Source organism: Coleofasciculus sp. A1-SPW-01 (genome assembly GCF_040217205.1).
Classification (GTDB): domain Bacteria; phylum Cyanobacteriota; class Cyanobacteriia; order Cyanobacteriales; family Coleofasciculaceae; genus Coleofasciculus; species Coleofasciculus chthonoplastes_A.
Window position 1 is genome coordinate 49,037 of sequence record NZ_JAVJNP010000010.1, and the last position, 15,076, is coordinate 64,112.

The window sequence follows — 15,076 nt, forward strand, 5'->3', positions numbered from 1 at the left end:
ACGTAGAGAGGGATTAAATTGCAAACTTAAGATATGACTTATTTTCTTGTCATCTGTGAATCACACTGAAACCAGACAACTAGGCTTCTTTTCCTTGGCGGCTTTGCTGGTGTCGGCACATTATGGTTTGGGATTTGTTCTCGGAACCGCCGAAAAAGCCTTAACCTTGGGTTGGGCAGGTAGCCTCTATCCGATTTCTATTGCCCTTGGCACCCTGATACTCCTGGTATTTGCTCGATTCTATTGGCGATCAGTTGAACCAATCTGGACATTACTGGGGAACCGCTACGGATATACTGTCAAAGTGCTGGTGGGAATCATGTCCTGGTTATCGCTAATTGGGATTTTTGCGGTGCAAATTATTGCGGGCGCATTTATCCTCAAAGTCTTAGATTTACCCGTACAGCCCAGTATGCTAGGCTTAGCACTGGTTTTTCTGCTTTCTTCGATACTCCCCATTGAGAAAGCCAGTTGGCTATTCCGAGGATTATTGGGATTCAATATCCTGGCATTATTGTACGCGATCGCGAAACTGCACGCGGTTCCCCTCTATTTGCACGCCCCGATGGATTTCATCCCCGCACTTCACCAGATGAGTCCTCCGGCTTTAATCGGCATCTCCTTATCGACAGTATTGCTGGTGTTGATTGATATGAAATATCACCAATTTGTCGTGCAAGCTAAGAATATGCGTAGCCTCTATCTCGGCTGTGTCTTGGCGGCTATCTTATTTCTGTTTCTGGCGTTATTACCGTCTGCTGTAGTAATTGCTAGCCAAACGGCTGGGATTTTACCCACCGATATTGATGGCAAAGCAATCATTCCTTGGATTTTACTATGGCTGGGTGGAGGCGCTAATCACTTGGGGGGACAGTTGTTGATTTTATCATTAATCGTACCCGCTTTAGGCGTCGGGAGTAGTATTTTGCGGGTGCAGACGAAGGTGGTTTTAGACTTTGAATTAATTTCCGATTCTCAACTGAATCGGCTATTGGTTGTCATTATCAATACGGGTTTGGGATTAGCCGTCGCGTTGAAGGGTGGTTCAATTATTAGTCTCATTATCTTGTTTTATGCCGTGTATGTAGCAACCGTTTGGGTTCCCTTTGCGGCTTATCTCGTCGATGAAACCGGAGGCTATACGTTTGCCGCGAGTAGTGTGCGACTGGCATTAATTATCAGTGGTGTATCGGCAGTGGCAATGCTAATATTGACCCTGTTAAAACCTGACGCCGCTTTTTTTAACAGTGCGGAGTTAAGTATTATCATGTTGGGCATGGGGTTTGGTTGCTTGGGGTTAGGCGTAGGTGAAATAATTGAGAAGTATTTGCCTATTTCTCCCATCAAAGAGGAATTGTAAGTCATTTGTCCTTTGTCCTCCGTCCTTTGTCATTCGTTTTGATGCATCCCCGCCAGAAAGATGTAGTAGCGTGGCACATCTAATTGGATGGATTAGGCTTGCGTGCATAAATTGTAGGGGCGTGTAGGGGCGCAAGGCTTGCGCCCAATTTAGCTTATCCGGCGATTCATCCTCCCCATAAGCATAGATTTCATCTCGCACCGCCATCGGTACAACAATCTCAGCACTCAGCACCCGCAATAACTCAAGATACCCACCCTTACTCAAAAAAATCAGTGGTGAAGTATTAATTACCGTCAAGCTAGGCACGCTCTAACTCCTGCTCCAAATCATCGAAATCTACCCGAAAAACATCAATTTTATGCCGAGCCAAAACTTCCAGAAAATCCCGACGATTTAATCCAGAAATCTGCGCCGCCTTCTCCTGAGACACTTCCCCCTGCTGATACCAAAATATCGCCGCTGCCAAACGCATCTCTTTCCCAAACTCCTGGGGAGACTTACGCCGTGCTGACAATATTTCCTCAGATAAATTTAGAATAATTTTAACCATTTTATTGGACTCTTGGTATTTTTCATTCTCCCCTTATTGTAGAGTAGTGATGCACCCGACAGGATTAGCGATCGCCTGCGGTAAGTTTCGGGACTGCGCTGTAGGATGGGAATTACACTAAGCTGTCACGCATTTAAATTGGGAATGGGTAGCGAGCAAGATGCAAAGCCTTCGGCATGGCTTCGCTTAACGCACTACAAGGATTTCGCAATTCTTGACATTATGGTTTAAATGCCGAACAGCTTACAATAACCCTGATATCCAATTTTTCAACAGTTTGTTCATGGAGATGGTGCGTTCTCATCCAGATATTTGGTTTGAGATCAGGGGTTGAATTAAGGAACGCACCCTACCAAATCGTACTGGGGCAAATTACGCGATTAAGGAAAGCCATTAGTCTCTTTTATCATAAATAAAACTTGGATGATTTACACCACAGCTTGGAGGGCACGATAGTATCGTGCCCCTACCCAATCCATTATCTCGCTTGTTATCGTAGGGACACGGCATTGCCGTTTCCTCTTCTGTGCTTATCGTGTATTTTATCTATTGTATAAACTTGATCAAATCCCACAATAAATAAAAACCATACAACTAAGGTTTGAGTCCTTGTTCAAAAGCATCGATCGCTTCAATTTGGTCATAAATAAAAACACATTGTTCTAGTAACGCTATATCTAATTCTGGTAATAATTCGCTGGTTACAATTTGTTCATATCCATAGTTATCCTCAAATATAGATAGCGTTGCTTCTCGTAAATGATAAAGTTTTAGTCGATTCGTTTTCCATAGCCATACCTCAGTCACGCCCAAACGTCGGTAGATATCCAGCTTGTCAATACTGCCACTGGTAATAATGACTTCCACCGCTAAATCTGGTATATCTTTCTCCTCTCCAATGCAGTAACATTCATCCGGTTCAGCGCCCACTTTTTTAAGTTGCTTCTTGACTCGGGGACTTCCCCTCGGCGTGTGTTTGATTCGCTTTTTTATCAAATAAAACTCTATCAGTGTAGCCAGACGTTTTTTAAGTTTTTCATGTTTAAAAGACGGTGACACAATTTCTAATACTCCATCCGAATAGGTGATGTGGTAATGAGGATTGTTTTCCAGTTTGGCTAGTAGGGCTTCGTATTGATTCCAGCTTACCTCACTCGTCGTGAATATCTCCTCTGGGTCATCAATTTGAGCAATTTCTGGCTCGTTAATCAGTTCTTGGAGACTATTGAGCATTCTTTTTTGTCCTATTGCTTCAAGTTGCATTTGGCTGCAATCGCGCCATTGTGCTTCAGCTATTTAATCTTAATTATAAGCGTTATAATCTCCCTCTCTTCCCATCTCCCCCTCTCCCAAAATACCCTAGTAGAGACGCGCCATGGCGCGTCTCTACACTATTGCCAAAACGAACGATCTACTTGACCCCAGATGCTTTCTTCGGCTTATAGGTAGAAGCAACGTGCAATTCCTTCAACTGCTTTTCTCCCACCTGGGCGGGTGCTTCCGTTAACAAACAACTGGCTTGCTGCGTCTTGGGAAACGCAATCACATCCCGAATCGATTCTTCCCCGGCTAACAACATAACTAACCGATCTAAGCCATAAGCAATTCCGCCATGAGGGGGTGCGCCATAATCAAAGGCTTCCAGTAAGAAACCAAATTTATTTTGAGCCTCTTCTGGCGACAATCCAATCGCCTCAAATACTCGTCTCTGAATATCCGGCTGGTACATCCGCAAACTGCCACCGCCGACTTCATAGCCGTTATACACTAAATCATACGCTTGCGCCCTTGCCGTTTTCAGATCATCGATATCATCAGGGTGTGGCGCGGTAAAGGGGTGATGAATTGCCTCTAAGCGCTTTTCATCCGCATTCCATTCAAACATCGGATAATCTGTCACCCAGAGTAAATTAATTTTCGTCGGGTTAATTAGTCCTAACTCTTGACCCAATACTTGGCGCAGACGATCTAATGTTTTATTCACCACATCCGTATCCCCCGCACCAAATAGGAGTAAATGACCGGGTTTTGCCCCTGTAATCTCTAGCAGTTTCTGTTTCTGTTCTTCACTGAGATTATCTTTAATCGCCCCAATCGTATCGATTTCCCAGTTGTCTCGCACCCGAATATAAGCTAAACCTTTAGCACCTGCTGCAGCGGCTTCGTTAAATAAGTCACCACTCTTACCCGGTTTAATTCGCACGTTGGAAATTTTGTCGTTACCGCCAGGAATTGGTAACACTTTTACCTTACCCCCAGCCGCCACTGCACCGGAAAAGACTTTAAATCCTGAATCTTTGAGTAATTCCGATACATCCACCAGTTCCAAGCCAAAGCGGGTATCGGGTTTATCCGTACCGTAGCGTTCCATGACTTCAGCGTAGGTAAAACGGGGAAAGGGGCGGGGAATGTCTATCCCTTTTACGGTTTTAAAGATATGACAAACCAAGCCTTCATTAAGCTGGAGAATCTCATCCTGGGACATAAAACTCATTTCCATGTCCAACTGGGTAAACTCCGGCTGACGATCTGCCCTTAAATCTTCATCCCGAAAGCAACGGGCAATCTGATAGTAACGGTCTAATCCGGCGACCATCAACAATTGCTTGAATAATTGCGGGGATTGTGGTAAGGCATACCATTGTCCAGGATTCACGCGAGACGGTACCAAATAGTCTCTCGCCCCTTCCGGTGTGGAACGGGTTAACATTGGGGTTTCCACCTCAATGAAGTGTTGCTCATCTTCTAAATACCGACGAATCGCCTTAATCACCTCATGGCGCAATTCTATATTTTGGCGCATGCGATCGCGGCGAATATCCAGATACCGATATTTGAGCCGCAAGTCTTCCCGCACGGCTTCGGCGTCAGCAGTAGACACCTGAAAGGGTAACTGCTTCCGCACCGTATTCAACGGGTTAATCTGATCCGCATACACTTCCACTTCACCCGTGGATAAATTCGGGTTGAGCGAATCATCAGGACGCCGACTCACACGTCCGGTAATTTGGACTACATATTCATTCCGCACGGCTTCTGCATTCCTATAAGAATCTGGCGTGCGCTGAGGATCACTAACAATCTGCACAATACCCGTGCGATCGCGCAAATCTAAAAATATCACCCCCCCGTGGTCACGTCGCCGATCTACCCAACCACAGAGGGTAACGGTTTCACCAACATGGTTACTTCGCAATTCGCCGCAATAATGAGTCCGCATAACCGATGAAAAAATAAGTGCTTTGACAGGGAGGAACGTCTAAGGTAACAGAATGTGAACGCTTTGCCCATTATCCTGCATTCGGTGGTCATTGTCTTTGTCTTCCCACCAACTTCATCGTCTCTGGATAGAGGAAGATGTTGATCTAACCACAGATTCTAAGCAAACTCTACCGATCGGAGGGCGATCCCTGTTTGTAAAGTTTGGTAAACATAAGAGTAGAGATATTTTGTTGTATTAGAGGAAAAAAACTATATGGCTTCTACTCAACCGACTGGTGTAAACCCATTTCTACAACCTTTCAGATGATCAGCAGCTAGCCGCGATGCGAGAAATCGTCAATTGTGAGGATACACAAGTATCACGGGCGTATGGGGCATTGAGTGAAAATAACCAATTGTTAGTCTGGTATGCTTGGGCGCAAGGAATGGGTGATACGGTTGTCGATATGCCCCTAGACTACAAAGCTCAGTCAGAGGTGAATTCGATTCTATCCCAAATCGAAAATCTAGATTTCGAGGGGCAAATCTCCCTACTGCGCCAAGTTGCTGGTGATATGGGTTACAGTCCCGTTGACCCCGTTCCCAGCCAGGAAGAAACCGGAAAAACTCCTAGTTTATAGAGTCTCAAGGGATTGGGGAAGTAGGGGCTTGGTAACCAAGCCCCTATCCGATTGATCGAAAAGTCCGTGATAAGTTCGATTGTGAGATAGAGTTGGATACTTGGATAATGGATGGATTTAGTGGTATTCATACCCTTTGACTGTCTCACCAGCTCAAACCCGGACTTATCGAGGATGATGACAATGACCATTAACACGGCGAAGATTGAGAACATTTTGCAAAATTTTGTGACGGGCACCAGTGAGGTTCAGGGAGCAGCTTTGGTGTCTCCAGACGGGCTACCCTTAGCTTCAAGCTTGCCCAATGAGATGGATGAAGAACGAGTTTCCGCCATGTCAGCCGCGATGCTGTCGTTGGGAGAGCGGATTGGCTCAGAATTGTCCCGAGGCTTTCTTGATCGCATCTACGTGGAAGGCGATCGCGGCTACGGCATTTTAACCAATTGCGGCGAATATGCTGTGTTACTGGTTTTAGCTAGCAAAGCGGCGAAACAAGGTGTACTGTTGCTGGAAATTAAGCGTGTCATTCCAGAGTTGAAAGCGGCGCTTGATCCAATCCGGAAAATATCCGGAGCGTATGACACTCAATCACAGATCGCCGAATAATTCATGAACCCGACAGGAATCGCAATTCATCTCCTACCTCTATCAGGGCTGTGACGGGGTGGGATACTCTCTTTCACCCACTGAAGTGAAGAATGAGTTTGCCCAGAACGTAGTGTGGGGTTTAGTTTAAGCTCATATTGGGATAGAGATTGAATCCCTATAGCTCTCTCAAGTCAGTGAGGCAGACTCAAGCGATGCTCGCGAGACCCGTCTTGGAGTCGAAAAAATCCTGAGAACTGACACCCAATCTTGAATCAGGCAGTGTAAACTTGTCCTGACTGTTGCTTTGGCGCTCTGACTGATGTTGCCAAGGTTAGGATAACACGATTACTATAGATCATAAAGATATTTATGATTTATCTAAGATAAGTAACAAAAAATTGATTATTCTTCAATTGAAATTGTAAACCTAAGACAATAAGTCTAGAGTTGGTCTATTTTTTGACAAGTTTTTAGCAAGTAGTGGACAAGTAATGGCAATTACAAGCTGTTTATCGGAGTTTTCTCTCCCCGAACTATTTCAATTTCTGGATCAAGGTAGCAAAACCGGATTGCTGACCTTGCGATTCCTGACAGAAAATCATGAGAAACGAGTACGCCATGTACTATTACATCAAGGGCGTATTGTCGCTGTGACCAATCGCTTGGATCACCAGTGCTTGCTCGCCATGATTGTACAACGAGGCTGGATTAGCCCGGAAGTGTTGCGAGAGCAGGTGAACCGTTGCCCAGCCAATATTCCGATTGGTTTATATTTAAAGACTCAATCGTTTCTCCAGCCGGAACAACTCAGACTGTTGTTCCACGCTCAAGTTCTACGGCAAGTCTGTGGTTTGTTTCGGCTGAGAGAGGCTCGATTTAAATTTGATACTAAAGCGACTTTGCCCACGACGGAAATGACTGGCTTAAGCCTCAGCGCCACCGAAGCTACGTTAATGGGTTTACGAGTGTTAAGAGACTGGGTATTATTAGCAAACAAACTGCCAGAACCAACCTCCGCCCTGTCGAGAGTAGTGATTGGCAAGCGTCATCTGCGCTTGGATTCGGTGGAAGGGCAAGTTTGGCAGCGCTCAAATGGCTCGATTTCTCTGAATACAATGGCAACTCAGCTCAAACAACCCATAGAAATAATTCAACAAACGGCATTCCGACTGATTAGCGTGGGTTTAGTCCAAGAAGTCCCAATGATGACGGCGGCGTCTCGTTCTAAAGCAATGGCAGAAGATGTGTTAGAGCCTGTAGCTGCTGGAACCAATCACGGCAGTAAAGAGGATAATGGCTCTGAGGTTAGTCCTTCGTTTATGCAAAACTTGCTGGGTTTCTTGAGGAGCAGCAAGTAACGGTGGAAATTATGCGTCTAGTTGTTACGGGTACAGTAGGTGCTGGCAAGTCCACCTTCATTCGCTCAGTTAGTGAGATTGCTGTAGTTGATACAGATCGACTCTCAACCGATCAAACTACTGAGATTAAGAAAAAAACAACCGTAGCGATGGACTTTGGACGCTTACAATTTGCCCCAGAAATGGCATTGCATCTCTATGGTACACCAGGACAAGCTCGCTTCGATTTTATGTGGGATATCTTGATTCGCAAAGCCCATGCTTATATCATTTTGGTAGATGCTCACCGACCTAGCGATTTTCGCTCAGCCCGCAAGCTGCTCGCGTTTATGAAACAGAGGGTAGATATTCCCATGCTAATTGGCTTGACCCACAGGGATTGTGAAGGCGCTTGGTCTGAAGAAAATGTCGCGATCGCTCTAGGGTTTGTGGATGAAAAAACTCGTCCGCCTTTCGTTACCTTAAATGCGAATGAAAAAGATTCAGTTATTGATACTCTAATTGTCTTAATTGAACATTATTTAAATTGTGTTGTTAAAACATAATAGTTTGGGAATTTTTACTTCTTTCTAATAAATAAATTCTATAGAAAACTAGATTTACATCACTATATTTAATTATTCCCAACGCCGGAAGCAACAGAAGGCAAATTCCATTTTTGTAAATCATTATGGATCGTGTGAGCATTTTGTTCATATATAGAAGTAAGCTAGCCAGATGTTGGTGCTTCATGTAGGCTTCGGTGTCCTTGCTTCTGCGGCTGACGTGACAGGATCATGCTGAAAAAATTAAGACTATCGGCTAATATAAATAATTGTTAAGCTATAATATTATTAAGAAAATCTAAAATTCAGCTAACTTCCTTTAAAGCTTTAACACGTCCTGCCTGATTGAAGTCTGCGCTGATGTTCTTAAAACTGTCCTTTTAAAACTATGGCTATTAGAGGTTACTTATCGGACTTGTCCCTTCCCGAACTGTTTCATTTGATTGAACAAGGGAAAAAAACCGGGTTACTCACATTACGCACCGCATTAACCAGCCCATCAATTCCCTATTATGTATGGGTTCACCAAGGTCGTATTGTCGCGACGGCTAATCGCTTGGATGGTCAAGGTTTAATCGCACTGATTGAGCAATACCAGTGGGTGAGCGATCGCGTGGTAGCCAAGCTAGTCCAATGGTGCTGTCCGACGGGAAAACCTCTGGGGTTGTGTCTCAAAAATCACGGTGTTTTACAAACCGAACATCTCAAGCAGTTATTCCAAGTTCAGGTTTTACAGCAAATTGGTGTCCTGTTCCAACTCAAAAATGCTCAATTTAAATTGGAGCAGAATGTACCTCTACCGGGGCGAGAAATGACGGGGTTGAGCATACCCGCCACTGAAGCCACGTTAATGGGATTGAGGGTGCTGCCAAACTGGGATACCTTAGCTGATAAATTACCTGATCCTCATAGCGGTTTAATCAGTACAAAGACAGGTCAACTTCGTTACCGATTAGATCCGGTCGAATGGCAAATTTGGGAGTACACAAAAGGGACAGTTTCGCTGAAAATGATTGCCAGGGAACTACGACTCCCGATAGAAAAAGTTCAGCAAATTGCCTTTGCCCTGATTACAGTCGGTTTAGCCGAAGAAGTGCCGTTATTCGTGGGAAATCTACCCACTCAATCCGTTGAACCCTTACCCGCGCAATTGACGGAAGAATCGGAAAGTAAAACGCTCAGTCAATCTTTCGTACAAAACTTTATGAGTTTTTTGCGGAACAGTAAAGCCAAACCAATATCAATTGGAACTTAATGGCGGGTTTGTAGGGGCGGGTTTCACAACTATCCTTTCGGTTTTAAGTAGATTTGACTAAACCCGCCATCCGGATTTAGGCTGACGACGCTGTTGCTACTTTTACCATTTCCTCTGGCGTCAAATAAGAATGAATGACTTCACCATCCCGAAACCACACAATACGCTTCGTCAAACGAGCGACATCCGGTTCGTGAGTCACCATCACCACCGTAATTCCCTCCTCATTGAGTTGGCTAAATAACCCAATCACTTCAGCCGTTGTATGAGAATCCAGCGCCCCGGTTGGTTCATCTGCCAAAAGTAATACGGGTTGATTCACGATCGCACGAGCAATGGCTACTCGTTGCTGTTGTCCACCAGACAGTTGATTGGGCTTATTGAACTGGCGGTTTTCCAATCCTACTCGCTTTAAAGCACTCATGGCGCGATCGCGGCGTTCTTGGGGAGAAATTCCAGCATACACCATGGGCAACATCACATTTTCCAAGGCGGTGAGTTGAGGGAGCAGGTGAAACTGCTGAAACACAAAGCCAATCTTGACATTGCGAATCCCAGCTAATTGAGTATTATCCAGATGAGAAACATCCACACCATCTAGGTAATAGCGTCCAGACGTGGGTTGATCAAGACAGCCGATAATGTTCATGGCAGTTGATTTACCCGAACCAGACGCCCCCATAATCGAGCAGTATTCACCTTTATCTATGGTTAGATTTACTTGGCTGAGGGCTTTGACTTCTGTGTTACCCGTACCATAAACCTTAGATATATTTTCTAGACGAATAATGATGGGTGGTTCCACTGCCGTTGAATGAATCGATGATGGAAAATTGATAGAATCGTGCATAAAGTCCTACGGTTAATAAAGAAGACAATTGTAGGGGCGGGTTTAGGAACTCAATTATGTCTTCACCAATAACTAAACAACCAAACCCGCCCTACCCACTGATAACGAACAAAAACCTAAATAGTATTTTTGGTTTATAATCATGATATTTCATCTGTAGGGGCGGGTTTAGGGACTCAATTATGTCTTCACCGATAACCAAACAACAAAACTCGCCCTACCCAATGATAACGAAACAACAACAGCCTAAATAGTATTTTGGTTTATAATCATGATATTTCATCTGTAGGGGCGGGTTTAGGAACTCAATTATGTCTTCATCGATAACCAAACAACAAAACCCGCCCTACCCAATGATAACGGAATAACTATAGATAGACTGGGTAAATTCAATGCTGAAAAAACTGAGAGGTGGATTTTTAATGGGAATTGGCTATATGCTCTCCCCATTATCGTGGTGGAATGATTTATTTTTTAATTTGCCCATTGCCTACCTTTTTGCCTATCTGTTCAGTTGGATTTTTCCTGACCTGTTTTTACCGCTCACCGCTGTTGGTTACTGGCTCTCCAATATTATAGGGATTTTAATGATGCAAATAGGGGCGACAGATATGTTTTTTGAGCAAAAGCAGCGGAATCCTAAAAAAGATTTACTCATTGGTTTTGGGGCATCAACGGTTTACACTTTAGTTGTTTTAGCACTAATGTATTTCCAGGTTCTCGAATCTCCTGTATTTTTAGTAAATCAGTAGAACGGTTTTGTTCATTTATCGGTGAGGTGGATCAGGTTTTGTTATTTACTTATCGGTGAGGTAGGGCGGGTTTTGTTGTTCATTTATCGGTGAGGTAGGGCGGGTTTTGTTGTTCATTTATCGGTGGGGTAGGGCGGGTTTTGTTGTTCATTTATCGGTGGGGTAGGGCGGGTTTTGTTGTTCATTTATCGGTGATTAGCTGAATTGATTCCCTAAACCCGCCCCTACAATTGTGCCTAAACCCGCCCCTACAATTGTGCCTAAACCCTCTCCTACAATTGTGCCTAAACCCTCTCCTACAATTGTGCCTAAACCCTCTCCTACAATTGTGCCTAAACCCTCTCCTACAATTGTGCTTAAACCCTCTCCTACAATTGTGCTTAAACCCGCCCCTACAATTGTGCTTAAACCCTCTCCTACAATTGTGCTTAAACCCGCCCCTACAAATTGTCGCTAAACTCGCCCCTACAATTGACAGATGTGCCATGGCACTCTAAGCACTTCTCAACGCTACAATTGGATCAAGTTTCGCGGCTTGTCTGGCGGGAACGACGCCAAAAAATAAGCCAATTCCACCAGAAACGCCAACAGCCACGAGAATAGCAATGGGAGAAATTCCAGCTTTCAACGGCGAGAAAGCACCGACAAGTAAAACACCACTTACCCCAATTGCGGTTCCAATAATTCCCCCGGCGGCGGAGAGAATGATTGCCTCAATCATAAACTGAATTAGAATATCCTGTTCTCTAGCACCCACGGCTTTCCGCAGTCCAATTTCCTGGGTTCGTTCCCTAACTGATACCAGCATAATGTTCATCACACCGATACCGCCAACAACTAAAGAAATGGCTGCGATCGCGGCAAGCATGATCGTTAATGCACCTGTTACCGCATTGACAATTTGCAAGATATCCTCCTGAGTCTGAACGCCAAAATCATCTTCACCCACAATCTTGTGGCGTCGCCGCAGTAAGTTTTCAATTTGAAACTGTGCCGCACTAATACTATCTCGATTCCTAGCAGAAATAGCAATCCAGCTAATTTGAACCCCGTAAGGCGAAGTGCGTCCCCGCAATCGATTCGCCATCGTACTCAGAGGGATAAACACCGCATCATCCTGGTTATTTCCTAAAAAAGTACCTTTGGGTTCCATCACCCCGATAACTTCAAAGCTAACATCTTTAATTCGCACCGATTGACCAATCGGATCTTGATAACCAAATAATTTTTCGACGACTTCAGAACCGAGAATGACAACTTGGTTATTGCGTTTGATGTCAATATCGTTAAAAAACCGTCCTTTGGCAATATTAAAGCTGCGAACAGATGGAAATTCTGTAGTCGTTCCTATCACCAATGAATTACTATTGCGATTGCGGTACGTAATTAAATATCTCAGATTAATTTGCGGGGCAACTTCCGCAACGGCTGGGACTTGAGTCGCGATCGCCTTAGCGTCTTCCCAAACCAATGTTTTGGGAAAATCAACCGTTGTCTGTTGCGCTTCACGAGAGCCGGGAATCACAAATAGGACATTGGGTCCTAAAGCTTCAAACTGTTCAGAGGCTAGCTTTTGCGCTCCTTGTCCAATTCCCACCATCGCGATCACTGAGGCATTTCCAATAATAATGCCCAACATAGTTAAGCTACTGCGTAGCTTGTTCGCCATCAGCGTAGTGGATGCCATTTTGATGCTTTCTACAATATCCATTGGTCATTTGTTATTGGTCATTATCGGATTATCGTGGTTGTAGGGGCGAGTCGCTGCACATAGTAGGCGGTGTAAGAATTAACCTATATCGACTCGCCCCTGTCTAAATACTTGTAATACTGGCAAGCGTTTCACCCTCATCCCCTAACCCCTTCTCCCATCAAGGGAGAAGGGGAACCGAAATGATTAATGATAAAAGATGTAGCTGCCTAGATTGCTCCACATTTCTCCTACTCTTCTTCGTCAGGATTATAGTTTTCAGGCAAATCAATAAAAACCTTTTCCCCTTCTCTCAATCCCCTAATAATCTGAGTTTTATCCTCAATCGTGGCTCCTATTGTGACTGGTTTAAACTTCGGCTGATCTTCAAAATCAGGAACCATAACTCCAGTTTCGCCCTCTTGAGTCACAACCGCCACTGTCGGAACAACCAGAGCATCGCTAATCGGTTTTCCTAAAAATGTCAGATCAACATTCATCCCTGACCGCAACTTTTCTTGTGCTTCAGGTGCTAGGGCAACTCGCACTTGAAAGGAGGTGACATCATTCTGAACAACGGCTTCTGGGGCAACTAGTCTCACCTGACCTCGGAAAGCCTGATCCGGAAACGCATCTGAGATAACTTGTACGGGCTGTTTTTCTTGAATTTGTCCAATATCAACCTCTGGAACTTCAGCCAGAACTTCCAGTTGTTTGGTGGCTAATGCCACGATTGATGTAGAGGTCGCTGAAGCTGTACTTGATGCCGAGGTTGTTGGCGTGACAAATGCCCCAACCGTGGCATATTTCTGAGTAATAATCCCCGGAAAAGGCGCACGAATAATCGTATCTTGTAGTTGGATGTAGGCAGCTTGGGTTTGGGCTTTCGCCGCTTCTACAGCGGCTTCAAATTGAGCAATTTCTTCTTTACGAGTTCCTTTGACCAGTTGCTGCAAGGCAAATTCAGCTTCTTTAACCGCAGCATTGAGTTGAAAAATTTCTGGGCTAGTTTCAGTATTTTTGGTCTCGCGGACTTGCTCTAAACGTTGTTGAGCTTCATCAAGCTGAGCTTTAGCAGTGCGAGCTTCAGCGAATACCTCTTGGAACTGATCTTGAGACACGACTCCCTCCTCCACCAAGTACTTATACCGTCGAAATCGTACTCTGGCTAAATCGAAGCGGGAACTAGCAGTTTGGACTTGAGCAATCGCTTGGTTAATTTCGCTGGGATTACCGACGAGGGCTTCAGCTAAACGGGCTTTTGCTTGATAGAGTCGCTGTTCAGCTTGTTTAATTTCTTCCGGACGAGGACCCGCTTTGGCTTCAGCGAGACGGGCTTGTGCCTGTTTTAGGTCAGCTCTGACGGCTAAAAACCGAGCTTTAACATCCTCTTGTTCCATTACCGCCACCACATCTCCCGCGTCAACCCGATCCCCTTGTTCGACTTCCAACTTAACCAAACGACCTGAGGTTTTCGGACTCAGGTTAACGGTTTGAATGGGTTGTACCGTACCATTTGCCGTGATCCGTACTGCTAAATCCTGCACATCCACTGGCACAGTTAGTTCATCAAGATCAACGGTGTCTGGTTTTGCCGCAATCACAAAATATCCCGCACCACCCGCGACAAGAAGGCTGGCTGTAATGATTCCCATTATCCAAGGGAGAGGATTATTGACTTTACCCATAGTCTGTGTCAGGTTTCCCCATCAGTCTGCTACAGCAGAGTTTTTGCGCTCAAGTTTCTAAGTTCTTCTTCTCTATGGTAACGACATCAACCAAGCGGCTGACTTACGCATCTGTACTAATTATCTTTAGGCAAAAGTGCCAAGATTTGATCGACAAACTGTTGAGGATCAACAATAGGTTTTTTAATATAACCATCTGCACCAGTTTCCTTAAGCAAGGCTTCGCAATCGCCTTCCATGGCATTACCCGGCATTACGAATATAATGGGCAGATTGCTGGCTTGAGCGTCCGCTTTCAGCATCTGGGCCATCTTGATTCCATCGACTGGCTTACCCTGGTAAACACTGTGAGCCAGGCAAGCATCCATCAAGATAATATCTGCATCTCCCGCCTGGGCAATTTTCATGGCCTCCTCTACATCTTCGGTTCCCTTGACATTCAAGCCACTCCGCCGGGTGAGAATTTTGGAAAAAACGCGAAAATTAATGGGCTCGTCTTCTACAATCAGAACGGTTTTCATGGGCGTTGCATCAAGAAAGTTGTCTTTTCAACAAAAGTGCGCTTTGATCATCAGTCTGACAGGGACTGGGCAAT

Annotated in this window: 14 protein-coding genes and 1 pseudogene; 7 read left to right on the plus strand and 8 right to left on the minus strand. The window is 44.7% G+C overall.

Going from position 1 to position 15,076, the window contains the following annotated elements:
• The first annotated feature begins 55 nt into the window (after positions 1–55).
• Complete coding sequence (locus RH949_RS01620) at positions 56–1,360, plus strand: hypothetical protein (protein WP_446351710.1); 1,305 nt, start codon at positions 56–58, stop codon at positions 1,358–1,360.
• On the opposite strand, the gene RH949_RS01625 is transcribed toward RH949_RS01620, so the two are convergent.
• The 4 genes from RH949_RS01625 to aspS form a co-directional block, all read right to left on the minus strand.
• Complete coding sequence (locus RH949_RS01625) at positions 1,298–1,669, minus strand: hypothetical protein (RefSeq protein WP_157453432.1); 372 nt, start codon at positions 1,667–1,669, stop codon at positions 1,298–1,300. The genes RH949_RS01620 and RH949_RS01625 overlap by 63 nt on opposite strands.
• On the minus strand, positions 1,662–1,913 hold the full coding sequence (locus RH949_RS01630; protein WP_446351711.1) for a UPF0175 family protein: 252 nt from the start codon (positions 1,911–1,913) through the stop codon (positions 1,662–1,664). Before RH949_RS01630 ends, RH949_RS01625 begins: the two co-directional genes overlap by 8 nt.
• A gap of 594 nt (positions 1,914–2,507) precedes the next feature.
• On the minus strand, positions 2,508–3,146 hold the full coding sequence (locus tag RH949_RS01635; RefSeq protein WP_446351712.1) for a Uma2 family endonuclease: 639 nt from the start codon (positions 3,144–3,146) through the stop codon (positions 2,508–2,510).
• Between the two features lie 178 nt (positions 3,147–3,324).
• Positions 3,325–5,133, minus strand: a complete 1,809-nt coding sequence (aspS, locus tag RH949_RS01640; protein WP_446351713.1) for an aspartate--tRNA ligase — start codon at positions 5,131–5,133, stop codon at positions 3,325–3,327.
• A gap of 289 nt (positions 5,134–5,422) precedes the next feature.
• On the opposite strand from aspS, the pseudogene RH949_RS01645 reads away from it, so the two are divergent.
• The 5 genes and pseudogenes from RH949_RS01645 to RH949_RS01665 form a co-directional block, all read left to right on the plus strand.
• A pseudogene (locus tag RH949_RS01645) lies at positions 5,423–5,755 on the plus strand (orange carotenoid protein N-terminal domain-containing protein); the annotation flags it as partial.
• Between the two features lie 183 nt (positions 5,756–5,938).
• Positions 5,939–6,361: a roadblock/LC7 domain-containing protein gene (locus RH949_RS01650; RefSeq protein WP_044211052.1), complete on the plus strand. Its 423-nt coding sequence runs from the start codon at positions 5,939–5,941 to the stop codon at positions 6,359–6,361.
• 473 nt (positions 6,362–6,834) lie between these two features.
• Positions 6,835–7,701, plus strand: coding sequence for a DUF4388 domain-containing protein (locus RH949_RS01655; RefSeq protein ID WP_006106096.1), 867 nt, complete (start codon positions 6,835–6,837; stop codon positions 7,699–7,701).
• An 11-nt stretch (positions 7,702–7,712) separates the two neighbouring features.
• Positions 7,713–8,246 (plus strand): GTP-binding protein, encoded by a 534-nt coding sequence (locus RH949_RS01660; RefSeq protein WP_006106141.1) that lies wholly within the window; start codon positions 7,713–7,715, stop codon positions 8,244–8,246.
• A gap of 388 nt (positions 8,247–8,634) precedes the next feature.
• On the plus strand, positions 8,635–9,501 hold the full coding sequence (locus RH949_RS01665; protein WP_006106123.1) for a DUF4388 domain-containing protein: 867 nt from the start codon (positions 8,635–8,637) through the stop codon (positions 9,499–9,501).
• Positions 9,502–9,577: 76 nt separating this feature from the next.
• On the opposite strand, the gene RH949_RS01670 is transcribed toward RH949_RS01665, so the two are convergent.
• Positions 9,578–10,351, minus strand: coding sequence for an ABC transporter ATP-binding protein (locus RH949_RS01670; RefSeq protein WP_006106113.1), 774 nt, complete (start codon positions 10,349–10,351; stop codon positions 9,578–9,580).
• A 392-nt stretch (positions 10,352–10,743) separates the two neighbouring features.
• On the opposite strand from RH949_RS01670, the gene RH949_RS01675 reads away from it, so the two are divergent.
• Positions 10,744–11,103: a hypothetical protein gene (locus RH949_RS01675; RefSeq protein ID WP_006106158.1), complete on the plus strand. Its 360-nt coding sequence runs from the start codon at positions 10,744–10,746 to the stop codon at positions 11,101–11,103.
• Between the two features lie 493 nt (positions 11,104–11,596).
• On the opposite strand, the gene RH949_RS01680 is transcribed toward RH949_RS01675, so the two are convergent.
• The 3 genes from RH949_RS01680 to RH949_RS01690 form a co-directional block, all read right to left on the minus strand.
• Positions 11,597–12,814 carry an ABC transporter permease gene (locus RH949_RS01680; RefSeq protein WP_446351714.1) on the minus strand — a complete coding sequence of 406 codons (1,218 nt, stop codon included), beginning with the start codon at positions 12,812–12,814 and terminating at the stop codon, positions 11,597–11,599.
• Between the two features lie 230 nt (positions 12,815–13,044).
• On the minus strand, positions 13,045–14,481 hold the full coding sequence (locus tag RH949_RS01685; RefSeq protein ID WP_006106121.1) for an HlyD family secretion protein: 1,437 nt from the start codon (positions 14,479–14,481) through the stop codon (positions 13,045–13,047).
• A 116-nt stretch (positions 14,482–14,597) separates the two neighbouring features.
• Positions 14,598–15,002, minus strand: a complete 405-nt coding sequence (locus RH949_RS01690) for a response regulator (RefSeq protein ID WP_446351715.1) — start codon at positions 15,000–15,002, stop codon at positions 14,598–14,600.
• Between the last annotated feature and the right edge of the window lie 74 nt (positions 15,003–15,076).